Origin of the sequence: Streptomyces sp. NRRL S-1813 (assembly GCF_000719605.1) — a bacterium.
Classification (GTDB): Bacteria; Actinomycetota; Actinomycetes; order Streptomycetales; family Streptomycetaceae; genus Streptomyces; species Streptomyces decoyicus.
This window is the reverse complement of record NZ_JOHB01000049.1, coordinates 13,434-34,955: the sequence shown is the minus strand read 5'-3', so window position 1 is coordinate 34,955 and position 21,522 is coordinate 13,434. Positions and strand designations below refer to the sequence as shown.

Below are 21,522 nucleotides of genomic sequence, written 5' to 3'. Positions count from 1 at the left end.
CGGCTGGAGAAGCCGGGCGAGGCCGCCGGGTGGGAAGGGCGGGCGGTGGCGGGGCGCCGTTCTTTCGTCGTCAGGGATGCGGCAGCCTGAAGGGACCGGACGCTCCGGAGATGGCGAGGGGGAGCGGCTGCTGCCGGGATGTGGCCGGGGGCAGCGTGGGCGCTCTGCTAGGCACCCCGCCATCGTGGCTGGGCATGCGGCTGCGCCGAACGGCGCGAGGTTCTCAGAGCTTGGCCAATTTGCTGTACGGACTCATGATCCGTGCCTGCACCGAACCGAAGTCGACAAGTACCGCGACTTCATCCTCGATGCCGATCACACGGCCGAGGCCGTGCTCATCGTGTGTGACCCGGTCGCCCATCGCGAACTGCTTGGGAGGGCGCGTGACCGGGGGCTTGAAGGGGCTGGACGGCAGGTGGCGCCGGGCTACGGCAGGCTTTGTCATTATCAGCAGTATGCGCCTGGTGAGCGAGCTGCCCCTCACACGCCGGCTAACGCAACCAAGCTGAGATCTCCGTCGGCGGTCACTGCTCACCCCATTTCCACGGGCCCCGCGAAGCTGCGGACGCACTACCGGCTTGGCGTGAATTGACGAGGTCATGCCGGTAGCCCGGCCGTCCCCGGGCCGTGCGAGGTGGACTGCCCATGGCAGAAGGCCGCAGCGGGTGACTGTCACCTCACCGCTCCGGCCTGGGCCCCCTTAAACGATCTGCCACACTGGACGGACCATGCCTGCACCCGGAGAACTCACTTTCGTCGCGCCGCGCGGGGCCAAGAAGCCCCCGCGGCACCTTGCCGATCTCAGCCCCGTCGAGCGTCGCGAAGCGGTGGCCGCGATCGGGGAGAAGCCGTTTCGCGCCAAGCAGCTGTCGCAGCACTACTTCGCCCGTTATGCGCACGACCCGGCGCAGTGGACCGACATTCCTGCGGCGGCGCGCGAGAAGCTGGCGAGCGAACTGCTGCCGGATCTGATGAAGGTCATGCGGCACATCTCGTGTGACGAGGACACCACGCGCAAGACCCTGTGGAAGCTGCACGACGGCACGCTCGTCGAATCCGTGCTGATGCGCTACCCCGACCGGGTCACCATGTGCATCTCCTCGCAGGCCGGATGCGGAATGAACTGCCCGTTCTGCGCGACGGGGCAGGCGGGACTGGACCGGAATCTGTCGACCGCCGAGATCGTGCACCAGATCGTCGACGGGATGCGGGCGCTGCGCGACGGCGAGGTGCCGGGCGGGCCTGCGCGGCTGTCCAACATCGTCTTCATGGGGATGGGCGAGCCGCTCGCCAACTACAAGCGGGTGGTCGGGGCGATCCGTCGGCTGACCGACCCGGAGCCCGATGGGCTGGGGCTGTCCCAGCGCGGCATCACCGTCTCGACGGTCGGGCTGGTCCCGGCGATGCTGCGGTTCGCCGACGAAGGGTTCAAGTGCCGGCTGGCCGTGTCGCTGCATGCGCCCGACGACGAGCTGCGCGACACCCTGGTGCCCGTCAACACGCGCTGGAAGGTGCGTGAGGTGCTGGACGCGGCGTGGGAGTACGCGGAGAAGTCCGGGCGGCGGATTTCGATCGAGTACGCGCTGATCCGCGACATCAACGACCAGGCGTGGCGCGGTGACCTGCTGGGTCGGCTGCTGAAGGGGAAGCGGGTCCATGTGAACCTGATTCCGCTGAATCCGACGCCCGGCTCGAAGTGGACCGCCTCGCGTCCCGAGGACGAGAAGGCGTTCGTCCAGGCCATCGAGGCGCACGGGGTTCCGGTGACCGTTCGTGACACCCGCGGCCAGGAGATCGACGGCGCCTGCGGACAGCTCGCAGCCTCGGAGCGCTGACCGCCCGCTGGTACCGTGTGATCGAACAAATGCACATTCCGACAGGGGAGCGCCACAGCGCTGAGAGTGCGGAAGCGTCGTAGTCCTACGGTGCCCGCAGACCCTTGAACCTCGCCCGGGTCATTCCGGGTAGGAAGTTCGGTCGTCACTCATGCTGTTGCGCCCCGCCCCAAGCCGCCTCCGCACGTCATCCGACGTCGAGAGCCGCGGACACCGGGCGGGGCCGCGTCTCTTCCTGGCCAGCCAGGAGGAAGTCAGTGAGCATCACCAGCAGGATCACCGTCCCGGCGGTCGCCGCCGCGGTCGGGATAGCCGCGCTCGCCGCCTGCGGTACGCCGGGCGGCGGGGCGGACGCCAAGACCGTCACGCTCGTCAGCCATGACTCGTTCAACGTCTCCCGGTCCGTCCTGGCCGCCTTCGAGAAGGAGAGCGGCTACAAGGTCAAGATCCTCAAGGGCGGAGACGCCGGCAAGGCCGTCAACCAGGCGATCCTGTCCAAGGGAAATCCCCAGGGCGATGTGTTCTTCGGCATCGACAACACGCTGCTCTCGCGCGGTCTGAACGAGGGCGTCTTCAGCCCGTACGAGGCCAAGGGGCTGGCGAACGTGCCGGCCGGGCTACAGCTCGACAAGGGCGAGCACCGCGTCACGCCGCTCGACTACGGCGACATCTGCGTCAACTACGACCGCGGCTACTTCGCCCGGCACAAGACCGCGCCGCCGAAGACCTTCGACGACCTGCTCGAGCCCCGGTACAAGGGGCTGCTGGTCACGGAGAACTCCGCCACCTCCTCCCCGGGGCTCGCCTTCCAGCTCGGCACCATCGCCAAGTACGGACAGGACGGCTGGCAGGACTACTGGAAGAAGCTCAAGGCCAACGGCGTCGAGGTCGTCGACGGCTGGGAGCAGGCCTACTACGAGCGGTTCTCGGGCTCCGCGGCCGGCAAGGGCAAGGGCGACAAGCCGCTGGTGGTCTCCTACGCCTCCAGCCCGCCGGTCGAGGTGCTCGGCAAGAAGCCCGCGCCCAAGGAGGCACCCACCGGTGTCGCCACGGGCACCTGCTTCCGCCAGATCGAGTTCGGCGGTCTGCTCAAGGGCGCTAAGAACGCGAAGGGCGGTAAGGCGCTGCTGGACTTCCTGGTGAGCAAGGAGTTCCAGGAGGACGTACCGCTGAAGATGTTCGTCAACCCGGCGCGCAAGGACGCCAAGGTGCCGGAGCTGTTCACCAAGTACGGCGCCACGATCGACGAGCCGACGACGCTGCCTCCGGAGACGATCACCAAGAACCGCGAACAGTGGATCAAGCAGTGGTCCTCGCTCGTTCTGAAGTAACCCGCAGCCGGCGCCCCCGGCCCGCGCGGGGAACGGCGGTGCGGCTCGGCCTGATGGCGCTGCCGCTCGCCTTCTTCGCGCTGTTCTTCGCCTATCCGGTCGTGGCGATCGTCGGGCGGGGGCTGAAGGACGGCGGGCAGTGGCAGCTCGCCCGGTTCGGGGCGGTGCTCGGCGACCCGGATGTCGTTCATGTGCTGTGGTTCACCGTCTGGCAGGCGGCCGCTTCCACGGCGCTGACGCTGCTGATCGCACTGCCCGGCGCCTATGTCTTCGCGCGCTTCGACTTCCCCGGCAAACAGCTGCTGCGGGCGGTGGTGGCCGTGCCGTTCGTGCTGCCGACCGTCGTCGTCGGCTCGGCCTTCCTGGCACTGGTCGGGCGGGGCGGGCTGCTGGACGAGCTGTGGGGCCTGCGCCTGGACACCTCGGTGTGGGCGATTCTGCTGGCGCACGTCTTCTTCAACTACGCCGTGGTCGTACGGACCGTCGGCGGGCTCTGGGGGCAGCTCGACCCGCGCCAGGAAGAAGCGGCGCGGGTGCTGGGAGCCGGCCGGTTCGAGGCCTGGCGGCGGGTGACGCTGCCGGCCCTGGGGCCCGCCGTCGCGGCCGCCGCGCTGATGGTCTTCCTCTTCACCTTCACCTCCTTCGGGGTGGTGCAGATTCTGGGCGGGCCCGCCTTCTCGACGCTGGAGGTGGAGATCTACCGGCAGACCGCGGACTTCCTGGATCTGCCGACGGCCGCGGTCCTCACCCTGATCCAGTTCGCGGCGGTGCTGGGCGTGCTGGCGCTGCACGCCTGGACGGTGCGGCGGCGGGAATCCGCGCTGCGGCTCGTGGCACCGTCGCAGACCGCACACCGGCCGCGCGGCCGCGGCCAGTGGACGCTGCTGTGGGGGACGCTCGCCGTCATCACCGTCCTGCTGATCGCGCCGCTGGCCGTGCTCGTGGAGCGGTCGTTCGCCGGGCCGGACGGCTATGGGGCGGTGTTCTACACCTCGCTGCGGTCCTCCGCGTCCGCCGACAGCACCTTCACCGTCGCGCCCCTCGACGCCCTGTGGAACTCCCTCGCCTACGCGGCCGCGGCCACCGCGATCGCGCTGGTGGTGGGCGGGCTGGCGGCCGCCGCGCTGACCCTGCCCCGGCTCCGCAGGGGCCCGTCCGGACGGACGCCCCTGGCCGGCCGGTTCGTCCGCGGCTTCGACGCGCTGCTGATGCTGCCCCTCGGGGTCTCCGCGGTGACCGTCGGCTTCGGGTTTCTGATCAGCCTCGACGCACCCCCGCTCGATCTGCGTGCCTCGTGGTGGCTGGTGCCGCTCGCCCAGGCACTGGTGGGGGTGCCGTTCGTGGTCCGGACGATGCTGCCGGTCCTGCGGGCGATCGACAGGCGGCTGCGGGAGGCGGCCGCCGTGCTCGGCGCCTCGCCGTGGCGGGTGTGGCGCGAGATCGACCTGCCGATGGTGCGGCGGGCCCTGCTGATCGCCGCGGGCTTCGCCTTCGCCGTCTCGCTCGGTGAGTTCGGGGCGACGGTCTTCATCGCACGGCCGGACCAGCCGACGCTGCCGGTCGCCGTGGCGCGACTGCTGGGACGTGCGGGAGAGCTCAACTACGGGCAGGCGATGGCCTTGTCGACCGTCTTGATGGTGGTGTGCGCCGGCGTCTTGCTGGTACTGGAGCGCCTGCGCCCCCTCGACCAATCCGGGGAGTTCTAGATGACGTCACGGGCCGGGACCACGGCGCAGGAGCTGCTACGGCTGGGCGGGGTGACCGTCCGCTTCGGCACGGCGGGACGTCCCGCGCTGGACGCGGTGGATCTGGACGTCGCGGCGCACGAAATCGTGTGCGTCCTGGGGCCGAGCGGCAGCGGCAAGTCCACTCTGCTGAGAGTGGTCGCCGGACTCCAACAGGCCGACGCGGGGCAGGTGTTGCTGGAGGGGCGCGAGCAGGCCGGGGTGCCCACACACCGCCGCGGCGTCGGCATGATGTTCCAGGACCACCAGCTCTTCCCGCAGCGCGATGTCGAGGGAAATGTGGCGTTCGGGCTGCGGATGCGGCGCTCGGCACGCGGCGACCGGGAGCGTACGGTCGCCGAACTGCTGGACCTCGTCGGGCTGCCGGGCGCCCAGCGGCGCGCCGTGGCCTCCCTGTCCGGCGGCGAACAGCAGCGGGTCGCACTGGCCCGCGCGCTGGCTCCCCGCCCCCGCCTGCTGATGCTGGACGAGCCCCTCGGCCAGCTCGACCGCGGGCTGCGCGAACGGCTGGTCGTCGAACTCCGCCGCCTCTTCCGCGAATTGGGCACCACCGTCCTTGCGGTCACCCACGACCAGGGGGAGGCCTTTGCGCTCGCCGACCGGGTCGTGGTGATGCAGGACGGCCGGATCGCGCAGACCGGCACCCCGTTGGAGGTCTGGCAGCGTCCCGCCACGGAATTCGTCGCCCGTTTCCTCGGCTTCGACAATGTGGTCGAGGCGACGGTGCAGGGCGAGGCCGCCGCCACCCCCTGGGGCAAGGTGCCGGTCCCGGACGGTACGGCGGACGGGCCCTGCCGCCTGCTCGTCCGGCCGGCCGGGGTACGGCTGACGGCCGCCCCGGAGGGCCTGCCCTGCACGGTCGCCGCCCGTACCTTCCGCGGTACCCATGTCGCGCTGCTGCTCCGGCCCGCCGGCGGACCGCAGGTGGAGGCGGCCTGCGCGCTGCGGGACGCGCCGGAGGTGGGGGCGCGGGTGGGCATCGCCTTCGCGGCGCAGGACGTGGTGGTGCTGGACGCCTCCGGCACCGCGGGCTGACGCCCTCAGCGGGCCGCCACCTCCGTCTGCCGCTCACCGGCGGCCGGCGATCCGGGCTCCGTCTCCGGCTCCGGTTCGCCGTACCAGGCGACCGCGACGGCACCGGCCACGGCCACCACGAACCCGAGGGCGGCGACCCAGGCGAAGCCCGGACGGGAGGAGTCGCCCAGCCACAGCACCCCGAGCATGCCGGGGACCACCGTCTCGCCCACCACCAGCGCCGCCGTGGCACCGTTCACCGAGCCGATCTGGAGGGCGACGGTGTGCAGATACATGCCCCCGATGCCGGCCACCAGAATCGCGTACAGGGCGGGGTCGCCGAGCAGGGACGGCAGATGGAAGGGGGCCACCCCGTTCAGTACCCGTACGCCGATACCGAGCGCGCCGAAGCCCAGACCGGAGAGCAGGCCCGCGAGGATCGCGGCCCGTCCGCCGAGCAGGCGCACGAGCAGGGTGCCGCCGCCGATGAGTACCACCGAGGCGGCGAGCAGCCACCAGTGGGCGGCGATCGGTGTGTGGCCGCTGCCTTCCGGACCGGCGGCCGTGGCCAGCAGCACCAACGCCCCGCACACCACGCCGATGGAGGTCCACTCCGCCCGGTTGAGCCGGATCCCGAGGAGCTTGATGCTCAGTACGGCAGTGATCACGAGGTTGGCGCTGATCACGGTCTGGGAAAGGAACAGCGGCAGCAGTCTGGCGGCCAGCGCGCCGAGCCCGAACCCTATGAAGTCCAGCACGGTGCCGACCATGAACTCCCAGGTCACGGCGGCTTTCGCGGTGGAGGACAGACTGGGGCCGCCGTGCTGGGTGACACCGGTGGTCGACGCCTCGGCCGCTTCCCGGCGGGCGGACTTGCGTGAACCCACCGCCTGTAGGACCGAACCCGTGCCGTAGCAGGCCGACGCCGCTACCGCCGTCAGAAGGCCGATGATCACCAAGAGCTCCGTTCGCCCGCTGTCTGTCTTACTGTTCGTTGCCCGGCCTGGCAGACGCGCATTTCAGGACGGGAGTTGCCTCAGGTGGGCGGTACACCGAGTGGTCGGCGCACCGAGGCGGTGGGGGCCTGGAGGAGGACGGGGCGGAAAAGTGAGCCTCCCTCCCGGAACCGACGACCGGGACCGGCCTCGGGCCTCAGGGCGCATGAGTACGGGTACTCATGCCGCGGCCGACCAGACTACGCATACTCGCGCCATGCACACGGAATCGCCGGGTTGCCCGGACTGCGGAATGCCTCTGGGGTCACCTCCGCCCGCTTGGTGCACCCGTTGCCGGCTGCCCCTGACCGGGCCGGACGCCCTGGCGTTGTGGCAGGTCACAGGAGAGCTGCGCGCGCTGGACGCACGCAGGCAGTGGCTGGCGCAGCGGCAGCACGAGCTGCTGGCCGCGCTGCGGGTACGCCGGGACGCACCTGCGGGGACGCAGGTGAGCGCTCCGGTGGGCGTTCCCGTGGGCGAGGCGGGTGCTTCGGTGCGGGAGATCTCCGCGCCGTCCGCCCGGACCGCGCTGCTGATCGTCGGCGGAGTGCTGGTGGTCGTCGCCGCGTTGGTGTTCACCGTGGTGAGCTGGGGACGGCTGGGCATCGGCGGGCGGGCCGCCATTCTGCTCGCGCTGACCGCGTGCGCGCTCGCACTGCCCCGTCCGCTGCGGCGGCGGCAGCTCACGGCCACCGCCGAGGCTTCGGCCGCGGTGGGACTCGCCCTGGTGCTCCTGGACGCCTACGCCGCCCGGCAGGCCGGACTCGGCGGCCTGGACCGCGTCGGGCCGGCGGGCTACTGGGCGGTGGTCACCACGCTGACGGCGGTGGGGGCGGGGGCCTACGGCTGGTGGCAGCGGCTACGGATCCCGCTGCCCGTGGGATTCCTGACAGCGCAACTGCCGGGCCTCCTGGGCACTACGGCCTCGGGCGGAGCGGTCGAGGACTACGCGACCGCGATGATCGCCACGGCCGCGATGGACTTCGCGGCCCTGTACGCGCTCGCCGCACACGCCGCCACCGGGCCTGCCGGGTTCCGCGACCGGCTGGGCGGCGAAGGAGCCGCCACCGCCCTGGTCACGGGGGCCCGGGTGATCGGCGGCGGATGGGCGCTGCTGGGCGGGGCGCTCGCGGCGGCGCACGCGACGGGCGCCCCTGCACCGGCCGAAGTGCTGCGGGCCTGGGTGCCGTTGGGGCTGCTGGTGCTTCTGGGGACGGCGCTGTGCCGCGGCTTCCGCACATTGCCGTTCGCGCTGCGCTGTGGCGCCGAGGGCGTGGCCGTCGTGGCGTTGATCGTGGCGGTCGGAGCCGGCTTGCGGTGGGTCGTGCCCTCGGGCTGGGACGTGGCCGGATACGCGGCACCGGCGGCGCTCGTCATGGTGTGGGCGGCGGTGTCCGGTGTGCGCAGCGGCCGGTGGGCGAAGCCTGCGGCGGGCGGCCCGTTCGCACCGCCGCCCGAAGCCGCGGCCGCGGCGGGAGAGCTGGCCGCCGCCTCGATCATGCTGCTGCTGGCCGGTGTGGTGGTGCTGCCGGAACTCGTGCACGCCCTCACCCGGCCCGTCGTCCCCGGCATCATGCTCTGGCTCGACGGTCAACCGCCGCGGTGGAGCTGGCAGCTCGCGACCGCGCCGCTGTTCGTGCTCTGGCTGGCCGCCTCCGTCCTGGCCACCATGGCCGTACTCCGTGCCCGTGCCGTCGGCGACGGGCACCTGGACCGACCGGCGACCGCGCTGTGCAACGCCGCAGCACTGGCCGCCGTCCCCGCACTTCTCCTGATGCCGGTCGCGGTGGGGCTGCCGTACGCCTGGGTGCTTGCGGCCGCCGCTGTGGTGACCGTCGCCGTAGCGGTGGATGTCGTGCGCCGGCCGGGGGCCGCACTCGTACCGCGGCTGCTGGCGCTGGCCGCGAGCGGCGCGCTCGCCCTGCTGTGGTCGTCGGCCGACCGGGCCGCCGTGCTCGCGGTGTGCGGGACCTTCGCCGTGTCAGCCGCGGTACTCGCCCACGTCCTCTCGGCGCCGACCGCCTCGCCCGCCGAGCGCGCGACGGCGCGTGCCGCGGGGGCGTTCGCCGTCCTCGCCCTGGGCGTCGAGGCGTTCGCGTCCGGACGCACCGCCGGCCTGCCCGGGCACCTCGCCGCGTTCGCGGTACTCGCGGTCGCGGCCCTTGCCGCCTGCGCCGCAGCGGTGTGGCACCGGATCCCGGGGCGCGAGCAGGTCTCCACGGCCGTCGAGGGCGCCGGGTATGTCCTTGCCGCGACCGCCCTCGCCCTGACGGCGTCTCACCCCGACGCGCTGAGCGTCGCCCTCGCCGTGTCCGGGGTCGCGGGCCTGGCCCTCGCGCTGCGCCCGGACCGCCGCCGCGCCGCACTCGCCGGAACCGCCCTGCTCATCGCCTCCTCCTGGGTGCGCCTCGCCCTGGCGGACGTCACCTTCCCCGAGGCGTACACGCTCCCGGTCACGGCAGCCGCACTGGTCATCGGCCACCGCCGCCGTACGAGCAACCCCGAGACGGGCTCCTGGCCCGCCTACGGCGCGGGGCTGAGCGCGACCATGCTCCCCAGCCTCAGCGCCGCGTTCAACGACGGGAACTGGGTGCGCCCGCTGCTCCTGGGCACGGCGGCCCTGCTCGCCACCGTGGTCGGGGTACGCACCCGCCTCCAGGCACCGCTGGTCGTCGGCAGCGGCGTACTCGTGCTGGTCGGGGTGCACGAACTCGCCCCGACCGTGGTCCAGGTGCTCGGCCTCGTCCCCCGCTGGGTGCCGCTGGCCGCTGCCGGCCTGCTCCTGCTGCTGCTCGGGGCCACCTACGAGAAGCGGATCGACGAAGCCCGACGCCTGCGCGACACGGTGCGCAGCATGGGGTGAGCCTCCGGCACGGGCCCTGCGTTCCGGGTGGCGCACGCAGACCGGACCGGACCAGACCTGACCGGCTGCGGGATTTTCCTCAAGGCCCGGCGGCAGCGGGGCCTTGGACGAGGGGTGTGCCGCCGCCCGGTCAGGAAGGCGCCCCCTCCGTGAGGCGGGCCAGCGCCTCGGGGGCTTCGTCCACCGAGTCGACCAGCGCGATCCGGGCCGCCATCGGGCGCTCCGCCGCCAGCGCCTGGAGCAGCGGCCAGGCGGGGAGCTTCTCGGTCCAGTGCACGCGGTCCACCAGCACCATCGGGGTCGGCCCGCCGCGCGACTGGTAGTAGTTCGGGGTCGCGTTGTCGAAGATCTCCTGCACGGTCCCGGCCGCGCCCGGGAGGAAGACCACGCCGGCGTTGGAGCGCGCCAGCAGGCCGTCCTCGCGCACCGCGTTGACGAAGTACTTCGCTATGTGGGACGCAAAGGCGTTCGGCGGCTCATGTCCGTAGAACCAGGTGGGGATGCCGGCCGAGGTGCCGCCGCCGGGCCAGGTCCGCCGTATGTCGAAGGCGGCCCGTGCCCACTCCGTGATCGAGGGCGTGAAGTGCGGCGACTTGGCGAGGAGTTCCAGCGCCGAGTCGAGCATGCCGTCCTCGAAGGGCGCGGCGTACGCCCCGAGGTTCGCCGCCTCCATCGCGCCGGGGCCGCCGCCGGTCGCGACGGTCAGCCCGTTGCGGGTCAGCCGGCGGCCGAGCCGGGCCGCGCCCGCGTATGCCGCGGAGCCGCGCTCCAGGGCGTGGCCGCCCATGATGCCCACCACCCGGGCGCCGGCGAGGTGCTCGTCCAGGGCATCGGACACGGCGTCGTCGTGGATGCCCCGCAGCATCGAGGCGAAGATGTCGCCGTCCGCTTTGGTCTGTTCGAACCATTCGTACGAGCGGGCGTCCGGGGTGGCGTCATAGCCGGCGTCGGCCAGCCCCTCGAAGAGTTCGTCCGGGCTGTAGAGGCCGCCCCGGTAGGGGTCGAACGGCAGGCCCGGTACGGGCGGGAAGACCAGGGCGCCCCCGGCTCGTACCTTGGCGGCGGCGTCCGGTTCCATGGCGCAGCCGAGGAACACGGAGTCCGTGGTGTCCGCGCCGAGCAGCGCGAACGTACGGTCCGTCAGATCGACCGACTGGACGCGGTGTCCGGCGAGGCCGCCCGAGGCGATGACCCGGTCGAACTCCGCCAGGGATTCGATCTCGTAGTCGCGGTTGTCGTCGTGGGCGCGGGGGCGGCGGGACGCTGAGGGCTGAGAATTCGACTGCACGTCCGTCATGTTAGGACCGCGGGGTCCCGGCCCGGGGGCCGAGGTGCCCGCCCCGGCGCCGTGCGTCCGGCGGCTCCCGCGTGCGCTCCGGGTCCCGGGCGCACAGGGGCCGGGGCGTGGAGAGCCGTGAGCCCCGCCGGGGCCCCGGCCCCCGCCCGCTCAGCTCAGTGCACGAGCGGAAGCGTGGCCATTTCCGCGACCGTCCAGGTCAGCGGAGCCAGGACGACCACCAGGGCCAGAGCGCGCAGGGCCGCGGCGCGGTGCAGGACGGAGGCGGAGGCGCCCAGGCGCCGGAGGGCGGCCGTGGTGTGGGCGCGGGCCGAGCGGGATTCCAGTGCGGCGGTGAGCGCGCTGGCGGTGACACAGGCCAGGACGACTGCCGCGCCGACCGCGGTGAGCGGACCGAACGGGCGGGAGGGCGAGGCCTCGTACACCTTCATGGCGGCGTACGCGGCGGAGGCGACCGCGCACAGGACCCCCAGAGGGCGCCCGAGGCGGTGCGACTCCTCCTGGAGCACCCGCCCGGACAGCAGACGCAGCGCGCCGGGACGGCCGGCGCAGAGGAGCCGGCCGCACAGATGCACCAGGCCGGGGCCGGCCAGCACGAGGCCGAAGGCCGACAGCGCCCAGCCGGCCAGCACACCGGGAGGGCTGCCGATCAGCCGGCCGGGGAGCGGCAGCAGTCCGCCGTGGCCGCCGGTGCCGGGGCTGGTGTACGCCTCGATCGCCAGGCCCGCCGCTGCCAGGGCGATACCCCAGGGGAGACCGGAGGGCGGGGCGGTCCTGGGGCGGGCCTCGGCCCCGGTCTCGGTGGCGCCTGCCTCGTGGCGGGGGCGCAGCGCGACGGCGGTCGCGGCCGCGGCGGTCAGCGGCACGGTCGCCAGCAGCATGAGGGCGCCGACGAGCGGCACCGGATGGCCGGCCCCGAGCAGATCGGCGTCGAACCCGGCAGCGGACGGGCCGCCGAGGTCGCCGCGGAGCCGGAGGAAGACCAGCAGGGCGAGGAAGACGCCCAGCAGGCAGGTCAGCGTCGTGGAGACCGTGGCGAGCAGGGTGAGACGGAGCGGGCCCAGGCCGGCGGCGGTCATACCGCGCTGGAGACGGGCCGCGGGATCCGTACGGGCCGTGGACACCGCGAACTGGGCGGTGGCGGCGAGCGGGGCCGTGCACCACAGCAGGCGTACCAGTGACTCGTCGGCCGCGGACGGGTGACCCGCGGCGTGGCCGACCGTGGAGAGCAGCAGGAAGCCGGTGCCGGCCGCCGCGACGGCGACGGCGAGGCGGCGCAGCAGGACGAGGGGGTGCGAGCCGCGGGCTAGACGGAGAGCGAGCACGCTGCCCTGCTTTCCTCATCGGAGGACCCGGCGGTGGCGGACGCGGCGGTCGAGGGGTGGCCGTCGAGGAGCGCGAGGGACCGGTCGGCGAGCGTGGCGACCTCGGGGTCATGGGTCGCCAGGACGACGGTGATCTGGTGCGAGCGGGCCGCGGTGGTGAGGGTGCGCAGCACCTGGGTGCCGTCGGAGCGGTGCAGCGGGGCGGTCGGCTCGTCGGCGAACAGCACCTGGGGGGTGGTGGCGAGGGCACGGGCGATGGCGACGCGCTGGCGCTGGGACTGGTCGAGCTGCCGGGGGCGGCGGCCGGCGCACATGCCCACGTCGAGGCGGTCCAGCCATTCCACGGCGGTGTGCTTGGCGGAGCGGGTGGCGGTGCCGCGGAGCAGGAGGGGGAGGGCGGCGTTCTCCCAGGCGGTGAGCTCGGGGACGAGGTGCGGTTCGGTGTCGATCCAGCCGAACCGGTCCAGACGCAGCCGTTCGCGGCTCGGGGAGGAGAGCGTGTGCACGGGGGCGCTGTTGAACCAGATCTCGCCCTCGGACGGGACGAGTTGACCGGAGAGACATTTCAGGAGGGTGGTCTTGCCACTGCCGCGCGGGCCGGTGACGGCGAGGATCTCGCCTTCGCGGACGCCGACGGAGACTCCGGCGAGGGCGGAGGTGCCGCCGTGCGTGTGGTGCAGGCCGCGGGCCCAGAGAACGTCGTTGTCAGGCGGGGCCACCATCTGCGCACCTCTTGTTGTAGGCGTCGAATCGTTCCCCCGACCGGGTGAACGACCATGGAGGGTATCGGTCACTAGCACGGTAAAGACTGGTGACCCCCGGTATTCGACGCTTGGCAGCACAACGGCCCAGATTCACTCGTATGGCTTGAAGTGAGTGAATCCGGGCCGATGGGTGTTCAGTTGTGCAGGGCTGTACCGAGGGGTGGCCCTGGGATCAGAGCTTGGTCCAGGCCTCGGTGAGGACGGAGCGCAGGATCTGCTCGATCTCGTCGAAGACCGGCTGGTCGGCGATCAGCGGCGGCGCGAGCTGGATGACCGGGTCGCCACGGTCGTCGGCGCGGCAGTAGAGACCGTTGTCGTACAGCGCCTTGGAGAGGAAGCCGTACAGGACGCGCTCGGTCTCCTCGTCGTTGAAGGACTCCTTGGTGGTCTTGTCCTTGACGAGCTCGATGCCGTAGAAGAAGCCGTTGCCGCGGATGTCGCCGACGATCGGCAGGTCGTGCAGCTTCTGGAGGGTGTTCAGGAAGTTGCCCTCGTTGTCGAGGACGTGCTTGTTGAGGCCCTCGCGCTCGAAGATGTCGAGGTTGGCGACACCGACGGCCGCGGAGACCGGGTGGCCGCCGAAGGTGTAGCCGTGCAGGAAGGTGTTGTCGCCCTTGTAGAACGGCTCGGCCAGGCGGTCGGAGATGATGCAGGCGCCGATCGGGGAGTAGCCCGAGGTCATGCCCTTGGCGCAGGTGATCATGTCCGGGATGTAGCCGAACTTGTCACAGCCGAACATCGTGCCGAGGCGGCCGAAGGCGCAGATGACCTCGTCGGAGACGAGCAGCACGTCGTACTGGTCGCAGATCTCGCGGACCCGCTGGAAGTACCCGGGCGGCGGCGGGAAGCAGCCGCCGGCGTTCTGCACCGGCTCCAGGAAGACCGCGGCAACGGTCTCGGGGCCCTCGAAGAGGATCTGCTGCTCGATCTGGTCGGCGGCCCAGCGGCCGAAGGCCTCGGGGTCCTCGCCGTGGATCGGGGCGCGGTAGATGTTGGTGTTCGGCACCTTGTGCGCGCCGGGGACCAGCGGCTCGAAGGGGGCCTTCAGGCCGGGCAGGCCGGTGATGGACAGGGCGCCCTGCGGGGTGCCGTGGTAGGCCACCGCGCGGGATATCACCTTGTGCTTCATCGGCTTGCCGACGAGCTTGAAGTACTGCTTGGCCAGCTTCCAGGCGGTCTCGACGGCCTCGCCGCCACCGGTGGTGAAGAAGACCTTGTTGAGGTCGCCCGGGGCGTGGTGGGCCAGGCGCTCGGCGAGCTCCACGGCCTTGGGGTGGGCGTAGGACCACACCGGGAAGAAGGCCAGCTCCTGCGCCTGCTTGTAGGCGGTCTCGGCGAGCTCGACCCGGCCGTGGCCGGCGTTGACCACGAACAGGCCGGCGAGACCGTCGATGTAGCGCTTGCCCTTGTCGTCGTAGATGTTGGTGCCCTCGCCGCGCACGATCGTGGGCACGGGGGCATTCTCGTACGACGACATGCGGGTGAAGTGCATCCACAGGTGGTCGTAGGCCGTCTTGGAGAGGTCGCCGGTCATCGTTATCTCGTTCCCCAGGTGTAGGTCTGCTTCCGGAGCTTGAGGTACACGAAGCTCTCGGTGGTCCGGACGCCGGGAAGCGTCCGGATCCGCTTGTTGATCATTTCCAGAAGGTGGTCGTCGTCCTCGCAGACGATCTCGATGAGGAGATCGAAGGAGCCTGCCGTCATGACGACGTACTCGACCTCTTCCATGGTCGTCAGGGCGTCGGCCACGGGGTCGAGGTCACCTTCGACGTTGATGCCGACCATTGCCTGCCGACGGAAACCGACCGTGAGGGGGTCGGTGACCGCGACGATCTGCATCACGCCTTGGTCGAGCAGTTTCTGTACGCGCTGGCGTACCGCCGCCTCGGACAGGCCGACGGCCTTGCCGATCGCGGCGTACGGACGGCGCCCGTCCTCCTGGAGCTGCTCGATGATCGCCAGGGAGACGGAGTCGATCGACGGGGGGCTGGTTCGGTCATGACCATTACGGGACGCCACGTCGTTCACTGTGCACGAGCCTCGTCTGTCTTGCAACCCCCAGACGATGAAATTAGTCGTGTCGCGATCGAAATTTCACTGATTCCGTTGTTCCTGGGTGGCGGGTGTGTTGAAAACGTGGGTTCCATGGCTAGGGTGGATGTTCAAACCACCAGACTTCTGACTGAAGGGGGCGCACAGTGACCACCGCACTGCGTCGTCTGCGCAACTACATCGACGGGGAGTTCCGGGACGCCGCCGACGGGCGGACCACGGAGGTGGTCAACCCCGCGACGGGTGAGGCATACGCCACCGCCCCGCTCTCGGCCCCCGCCGACGTGGACGCGGCGATGGCCGCCGCCGAGGCCGCCTTCCCCGCCTGGCGCGACCTGATCCCGGCCGAGCGCCAGAAGGTCCTGCTGAAGATCGCCGACCGCTTCGAGGAGCGGGCGGAGGAGCTGATCGCTGCCGAGTCCGAGAACTGCGGCAAGCCGATCGCGCTCGTACGGTCCGAGGAAATCCCGCCGATGGTGGACCAGATCCGCTTCTTCGCGGGTGCCGCCCGGATGCTGGAGGGCCGCTCGGCCGGCGAGTACATGGAGGGCTTCACCTCCATCATCCGCCGCGAGCCGGTCGGCGTCTGCGCCCAGGTCGCGCCGTGGAACTACCCGATGATGATGGCCGTGTGGAAGTTCGCCCCGGCGCTGGCCGCGGGCAACACCGTCGTCATCAAGCCGTCCGACACCACCCCGGCCTCCACGGTGCTGATCGCCGACATCATCGGCAGCGTGCTGGACGAACTGGGCCACTCCCGCGGCGTCTTCAACGTCATCTGCGGTGACCGCGAGACCGGCCGGCTGATGGTCGAGCACAAGGTTCCCGCGATGGCCTCGATCACCGGCTCGGTGCGGGCCGGCATGCAGGTCGCCGAGTCCGCGTCCAAGGACCTCAAGCGGGTCCACCTGGAGCTGGGCGGCAAGGCGCCGGTCGTGGTCTTCGAGGACACCGACATCGCCAAGGCCGTCGAGGACATCTCGGTCGCCGGCTACTTCAACGCCGGCCAGGACTGTACGGCCGCCACCCGCGTCCTGGTCCACGAGTCCATCCACGACGAGTTCGTCTCCGCGCTGGCCAAGGCCGCGTCGGAGACCAAGACCGGCGCGGTCGACGACGAGGACGTGCTCTACGGGCCGCTGAACAACGCCAACCAGCTCAAGCAGGTCAAGGGCTTCATCGAGCGGCTGCCCGCGCACGCCAAGATCGAGGCGGGCGGCGAACAGGTCGGCGACAAGGGCTACTTCTTCGCCCCGACCGTCGTCTCGGGCCTCAAGCAGGACGACGAGATCGTCCAGCAGGAGGTCTTCGGCCCGGTCATCACCGTCCAGTCCTTCTCCGAGGAGAAGCAGGCGCTGGAGTGGGCCAACGGCGTCGAGTACGCGCTCGCGTCCTCGGTGTGGACCAAGGACCACGCCCGCGCCATGCGGATGTCCAAGAGCCTCGACTTCGGCTGTGTGTGGATCAACACCCACATCCCGCTGGTCGCCGAGATGCCGCACGGCGGGTTCAAGAAGTCCGGCTACGGCAAGGACCTTTCGGCCTACGGCTTCGACGACTACACCCGCATCAAGCACGTGATGACCTCGCTGGACGGCTGAACCGGCCGGCCCGGGGATCTTCACCGTCGAGCGGCACGGAACGCTCGACACACCGTCGCGGGCGGAGGCCCGGCAACTGACGCTCTGTCTCTTGCCGCCTCCGCCCGTGGCACGTGAGAGTGCTCGCCATGGCTGATCTTTCGCGGCGTGCGCTGCTCCGGGGTATGGGCGGAATGGGTGTGACGGGGGCGCTGGCCGCCATGACCGGCTGCGGGGTGCCGCCCGCGTACGTCAAGGAGGCGGACCGCGGGAGCGCGGACCGTTCGGCGCGGGACCGGAAGATCGTCTTCGCGAACTGGCCGCTCTACATCGACGTCGACGACCACCACAAGCAGCGCCGGCCCACCCTCGACGCCTTCGAGCGGCGCACCGGGATCTCCGTCACGTACACCGAGGAGATCAACGACAACGACGAGTTCTTCGGCAAGATCAGCCCCGCGCTGATGAACCACCAGAGCACCGGCCGGGACCTGATCGTCATCAGTGACTGGATGTGCGCCCGGTTCGTCCGGCTGGGATGGGTCCAGAAGATGGACCGGGCGGCCCAGCCGCATGTCGCCGAGAACCTCGACCCGCTGCTGCGCACCCCGCACTTCGACCCGGGCCGTCTGCACTCCGTGCCCTGGCAGTCCGGGATCACCGGCATCGCCTACAACCGCAAGAAGCTCGGCCGGGAGATCCGGCACACCTCCGACCTGTGGAAGGACGATCTGCGCGGCCGGGTCACCCTGCTCTCCGGGCTCGACGAATCGTTCGCGCTGCTGATGCAGGGGGACGGGGTGGACATCACCCGCTGGACGGCCGACGACTTCCACCGGATGACCGACCGGATCCGCCGCCTGGTGAGCCGGGGCCACATCAGGCGGTTCACCGGCAACGACTACATCAAGGACCTGGACTCCGGGGATGTGCTCGCCGCGCAGGCCTACTCGGGCGATGTGATCCAGCTCCAGGCGGACAACCCGGACATCGAGTTCGTGGTGCCGCAGGAGGGCGCCGAACTCTGGGCGGAGAGCCTGCTGATCCCCGACCTCGCGGAGCACAAGCGCAGCGCCGAGCGGCTGATCGACTACTACTACCGGCCTGAGGTCGCCGCGGAGCTGGCCGCCTGGGTCAACTACGTCTGTCCCGTACCGGCCGCGCGCGAGGTGCTGGCCTCCTCCAAGGACAAGGAACGGGCCGCGCTCGCCGAGGATCCGCTGATCTTCCCCGACGACGCGATGCGCAAGCGGCTGGCCATTGCCCGCGACATCACCTCCAAGGAGCGGACCGAATTCGCCAAGGAGTGGAACGCGATCGTGGGGTTGTAGGGGGTGAAGGGGGTGTAGGGGCGGGAGACGGGCGGATGTCCGTTGTAGCCGCTCGCTGTGGCCGCGCCGGCCCTTGTCGGGCCGGCGCGGCCACAGCGGGGGCAGCCGGTCGCGATCAATGCCCGGCAGCCGGTGTGGCTATCCGCGCCACGATGCCGTGTAGCTGTCGATCTCGGCCGTGAGCCGTGTCTTGGCGGCGGTGTCCATGAAGGAGGCGGCGACGGCGTTCTTGGCGAGGCCGGCCACACCGGCGGCGTCCAGGCCCAACAGCCGGGCGGCGACGCCGTATTCGGTGTTGAGGTCCGTGCCGAACATCGGCGGGTCGTCGCTGTTGATGGTGACCAGCACGCCCGCGTCGGCCATCTCCTTGAGGGGATGCTCCTCCAGGGTGCGCACCGCGCGGGTGGCGATGTTGGAGGTGGGGCAGACCTCCAGCGGGATCCGGAGCTCGGCGAGATGGGCCAGCAGCTTCGGGTCCTGGGTGGCGCTGGTGCCGTGGCCGATGCGCTCGGCGCGGAGCTCGGTGAGCGCGTCCCAGATCGTGCCGGGGCCCGTGGTCTCTCCGGCGTGCGGCACGGAGTGCAGACCGGCGGCGATGGCGCGGTCGAAGTACGGCTTGAACTGCGGGCGGGGGACACCGATCTCGGGGCCGCCGAGCCCGAACGAGACCAGGCCCTCGGGCTGGAGGTCGCACGCGATACGGGCGGTCTCCTCGGCGGCCTCCAGGCCCGCCTCACCGGGGATGTCGAAGCACCAGCGCAGCACCACGCCCAGTTCGGACTCCGCCGCCTTGCGCGCGTCCTCGATGGCCTCGACGTACGCGGCGTCGGGGATGCCGCGCCTGGTCGAGCTGAAGGGGGTGAGGGTCAGCTCGGCGTAGCGGATGTTCTGCCGGGCCATGTCCCGGGCGACCTCGTACGTCAGCAGCCGGACATCCTCGGCGTTGCGGATCAGGTCCACGACGGAGAGGTAGACCTCGATGAAGTGCGCGAAGTCGCGGAAGGAGAAGTAGTCGGCCAGCGCTTCGGGGTCGGAGGGGACGGCGGAGTCCGGGTGCCGCGCCGCCAGCTCGGCGACGATACGCGGTGAGGCCGATCCGACGTGGTGGACGTGCAGCTCAGCCTTGGGCAGGTCCGCAATGAAGGCATCGAGATCGGGCAACGGTTCCTCCTGGTCAAGGGGTGCGCAGGGGTGCGCGGAGGGTCCAGGTCATGCTAAGCGGGCCGGGCGGGGCCGTGGGGGCGAGGGCTGCACACCGGCCCTCGCCGCGGCAGCCCCGCGGTCCGGCTACGCCCGGGGGCCGGCCCCTTCCCGCAGGGTCTGGGGCTTGCCGGCCATCTTCCAGTGCTCGGCGGTGGCGTACCGGACCCCGTCGACGGTGAAGGGGGAGGGCCACCACTGGCTGAAGCAGCTCGGGCCGAGGCTGCCGTCGCGCCGGGGGCTGTGGCCCCAGAAGTGGACGAATCTGACGCGCTTGCCGGCGGCCGTCGCGCGGCGCAGCTCCTCGGCCGAGCGCGGCCCGTCCGCGGCGCGCTCACCCTTGATCCCCGTGTTGTCGTGCACCATGCCGGGATTCTGCCGGCGGGCACTGACAACGTGTCGGGGCTCGTACGGTAAGAATCACAGAATTCGTCGCGTAATCAAAAGGAAACAACGGAATCCCTTGTTGCGACCCCTTTCCTCTGTCAAGATCAGCCATCGATTCCGGAAATAGCTACGCCAGGCAGTGCCGCTGAGCGGCCCCGGTGCCCGGCGGAGGAGAGCACCATGGATCACCGATTCGATGTCACCGAGCGATTCGCCGCGGGCGCGCAATTCATCGCAGGCAGTCTCCGGAGCGGCAGTTCCGGACGTACCCAGGCCGTCGTGGACCCGGCGACAGGCGAGACGGTGTACTCCTATGAACTCGCAGGCACGGCCGACGTGGACGCCGCTGTGGAGGCCGCGCAGCAGGCGTTCCGGGAGTGGGGCGGTGCCACACCCGGCGAGCGCTCCGACACTCTGCACGCCTTCGCCGCCGCGCTCGCCGAGGACGCCGCCGATCTCGCCTATGCCGAATCGCTGAACTGCGGAAAGCCGATCAAGCTCAGCAAGGAGTTCGACGTACCGGGTTCGGTCGACAACGCCGCGTTCTTCGCGGGCGCCGCCCGTCATCTGGAAGGCAAGGCGGCCGGGGAATACAGCCCCGACCACACCTCCGTCATCCGCCGCGAGCCCATTGGTGTCGTCGGCTCCATCGCGCCGTGGAACTATCCGCTCCAGATGGCCGCCTGGAAGGTGCTGCCGGCCATCGCCGCGGGTAACACCATCGTCCTCAAGCCCGCCGAGATCACCCCCTTCACCTCCCTGCTGTTCGCGCAGGCCGCACAGCGCGCGGGGCTGCCGGACGGGGTCATCAACATCATCTCCGGGGCGGGCAGGGACGCCGGTGAGCACCTGGTGGGCCACCGTTCCGTCGCGATGACCTCCTTCACCGGCTCGACCGGCGTCGGCAAGCGCGTCGCCGAGATCGCCACCGGCACCGTCAAGCGGCTGCATCTCGAACTCGGCGGCAAGGCCCCCTTCGTCGTCTTCGACGACGCGGACCTGGAGGCCGCCGTCCACGGAGCGGTCGCCGGATCGCTGATCAACACCGGCCAGGACTGCACCGCCGCCACCCGCGCCTACGTCCAGCGCCCGCTCTACGACGCCTTCGTCAGCGGTGTCGCCGATCTGATGGCGACCGTACGGCTCGGCGACCCCTTCGACCCGTCCACCGACCTGGGCCCGCTGATCTCGCACGCCCAGCGCGACCGGGTGGCCGGGTTCGTGGACCGGGCGCGCGGCTACGCCACCGTCGTCACGGGCGGCGAGTCACCGCAGGGCGAATTGGCCAAGGGCGCCTACTACCGGCCCACGCTGATCGCCGGGGCCGCGCAGGACAGCGAGATCGTGCAGTCCGAGATCTTCGGTCCGGTGCTGGTGGTGCTGCCCTTCGACAGCGACGACGAGGGCATCGCGCTGGCCAACGACACCCCCTACGGGCTGGCCGCCTCCGCCTGGAGCCGGGACGTCTACCGCACCGGCCGCGCCACCCGCGAGATCAACGCGGGCTGTGTCTGGGTCAACGACCACATCCCGATCATCAGCGAGATGCCGCACGGCGGCGCCAAGGCCTCCGGCTTCGGCAAGGACATGTCGGCGTACTCCTTCGAGGAGTACACCCAGGTCAAGCACGTCATGTATGACAACACCGCGGCGGCGCGCAAGGACTGGCACCGCACCGTCTTCGGGGACCGCCCGTAAGGGACGCCCCCTCGGGCCCGAGCGGCCCCTCGCCCTGCGGCCGGCGCCGCGGGCCTCGTCACCACCGGCCGAGCGCCGGGCTCACCCCCTGAAAGGGCACCGCGC

The 21,522-nt window shown here is 71.2% G+C and carries 17 protein-coding genes and 1 riboswitch; of the genes, 8 read left to right on the top strand and 9 right to left on the bottom strand.

The window, feature by feature from the left end; translation table 11 throughout:
• Positions 1–223 precede the first annotated feature (223 nt).
• A complete protein-coding gene (locus IF67_RS0136365) occupies positions 224–445 on the bottom strand; it encodes a CarD family transcriptional regulator (protein WP_030993025.1) in 222 nt (73 codons plus the stop codon).
• Between the two features lie 283 nt (positions 446–728).
• Between IF67_RS0136365 and rlmN the strand changes: the two genes are divergently transcribed.
• The 4 genes from rlmN to IF67_RS0136345 all read left to right on the top strand — a co-directional run bounded on the left by rlmN (position 729) and on the right by IF67_RS0136345 (position 5,946).
• Positions 729–1,835 carry a 23S rRNA (adenine(2503)-C(2))-methyltransferase RlmN gene (rlmN, locus tag IF67_RS0136360; protein WP_030993023.1) on the top strand — a complete coding sequence of 369 codons (1,107 nt, stop codon included), beginning with the start codon at positions 729–731 and terminating at the stop codon, positions 1,833–1,835.
• Positions 1,836–1,868: 33 nt separating this feature from the next.
• Positions 1,869–1,989: riboswitch (TPP riboswitch) on the top strand.
• 103 nt (positions 1,990–2,092) lie between these two features.
• Positions 2,093–3,166, top strand: a complete 1,074-nt coding sequence (locus tag IF67_RS0136355) for a thiamine ABC transporter substrate-binding protein (RefSeq protein WP_030993020.1) — start codon at positions 2,093–2,095, stop codon at positions 3,164–3,166.
• Positions 3,142–4,872, top strand: a complete 1,731-nt coding sequence (locus IF67_RS0136350) for an ABC transporter permease subunit (protein WP_030993018.1) — start codon at positions 3,142–3,144, stop codon at positions 4,870–4,872. Before IF67_RS0136355 ends, IF67_RS0136350 begins: the two co-directional genes overlap by 25 nt.
• Positions 4,873–5,946, top strand: coding sequence for an ABC transporter ATP-binding protein (locus tag IF67_RS0136345; protein WP_030993016.1), 1,074 nt, complete (start codon positions 4,873–4,875; stop codon positions 5,944–5,946).
• A 5-nt stretch (positions 5,947–5,951) separates the two neighbouring features.
• Here IF67_RS0136345 and IF67_RS0136340 read toward each other — a convergent pair whose 3' ends face one another.
• Positions 5,952–6,881: a hypothetical protein gene (locus IF67_RS0136340; protein ID WP_037840281.1), complete on the bottom strand. Its 930-nt coding sequence runs from the start codon at positions 6,879–6,881 to the stop codon at positions 5,952–5,954.
• Positions 6,882–7,137: 256 nt separating this feature from the next.
• Between IF67_RS0136340 and IF67_RS0136335 the strand changes: the two genes are divergently transcribed.
• Positions 7,138–9,783: an SCO7613 C-terminal domain-containing membrane protein gene (locus IF67_RS0136335; RefSeq protein WP_158713214.1), complete on the top strand. Its 2,646-nt coding sequence runs from the start codon at positions 7,138–7,140 to the stop codon at positions 9,781–9,783.
• Positions 9,784–9,913: 130 nt separating this feature from the next.
• Here the strand turns inward: IF67_RS0136335 and IF67_RS0136330 are convergent, their stop codons facing one another.
• The 5 genes from IF67_RS0136330 to IF67_RS0136310 form a co-directional block, all read right to left on the bottom strand.
• Entirely contained in the window at positions 9,914–11,071 is a 1,158-nt protein-coding gene (locus IF67_RS0136330; RefSeq protein WP_030993011.1) for an LOG family protein, read from the bottom strand.
• Between the two features lie 164 nt (positions 11,072–11,235).
• Complete coding sequence (locus tag IF67_RS0136325) at positions 11,236–12,405, bottom strand: hypothetical protein (RefSeq protein WP_030993009.1); 1,170 nt, start codon at positions 12,403–12,405, stop codon at positions 11,236–11,238.
• Positions 12,387–13,127: an ABC transporter ATP-binding protein gene (locus tag IF67_RS0136320; RefSeq protein ID WP_030993007.1), complete on the bottom strand. Its 741-nt coding sequence runs from the start codon at positions 13,125–13,127 to the stop codon at positions 12,387–12,389. The genes IF67_RS0136325 and IF67_RS0136320 overlap by 19 nt, the downstream gene beginning before the upstream one ends.
• A gap of 214 nt (positions 13,128–13,341) precedes the next feature.
• On the bottom strand, positions 13,342–14,703 hold the full coding sequence (locus tag IF67_RS0136315) for an aspartate aminotransferase family protein (RefSeq protein WP_030993005.1): 1,362 nt from the start codon (positions 14,701–14,703) through the stop codon (positions 13,342–13,344).
• Positions 14,704–14,705: 2 nt separating this feature from the next.
• Positions 14,706–15,188 carry an Lrp/AsnC family transcriptional regulator gene (locus IF67_RS0136310; protein ID WP_030993003.1) on the bottom strand — a complete coding sequence of 161 codons (483 nt, stop codon included), beginning with the start codon at positions 15,186–15,188 and terminating at the stop codon, positions 14,706–14,708.
• A 179-nt stretch (positions 15,189–15,367) separates the two neighbouring features.
• On the opposite strand from IF67_RS0136310, the gene IF67_RS0136305 reads away from it, so the two are divergent.
• Together IF67_RS0136305 and IF67_RS0136300 are read left to right on the top strand one after the other, a co-directional pair.
• Positions 15,368–16,822, top strand: a complete 1,455-nt coding sequence (locus IF67_RS0136305; RefSeq protein WP_030993002.1) for a gamma-aminobutyraldehyde dehydrogenase — start codon at positions 15,368–15,370, stop codon at positions 16,820–16,822.
• A gap of 128 nt (positions 16,823–16,950) precedes the next feature.
• Positions 16,951–18,132: an ABC transporter substrate-binding protein gene (locus IF67_RS0136300; RefSeq protein ID WP_030993000.1), complete on the top strand. Its 1,182-nt coding sequence runs from the start codon at positions 16,951–16,953 to the stop codon at positions 18,130–18,132.
• 138 nt (positions 18,133–18,270) lie between these two features.
• Here IF67_RS0136300 and IF67_RS0136295 read toward each other — a convergent pair whose 3' ends face one another.
• Complete coding sequence (locus tag IF67_RS0136295) at positions 18,271–19,293, bottom strand: adenosine deaminase (protein ID WP_030992998.1); 1,023 nt, start codon at positions 19,291–19,293, stop codon at positions 18,271–18,273.
• Between the two features lie 126 nt (positions 19,294–19,419).
• The gene (locus tag IF67_RS0136290; protein WP_420708739.1) at positions 19,420–19,698 is read right to left on the bottom strand and encodes a hypothetical protein; all 279 of its coding nucleotides are present in this window, start codon (positions 19,696–19,698) and stop codon (positions 19,420–19,422) included.
• A gap of 201 nt (positions 19,699–19,899) precedes the next feature.
• Between IF67_RS0136290 and IF67_RS0136285 the strand changes: the two genes are divergently transcribed.
• Complete coding sequence (locus tag IF67_RS0136285) at positions 19,900–21,417, top strand: gamma-aminobutyraldehyde dehydrogenase (protein WP_030992994.1); 1,518 nt, start codon at positions 19,900–19,902, stop codon at positions 21,415–21,417.
• Positions 21,418–21,522: the final 105 nt, after the last annotated feature.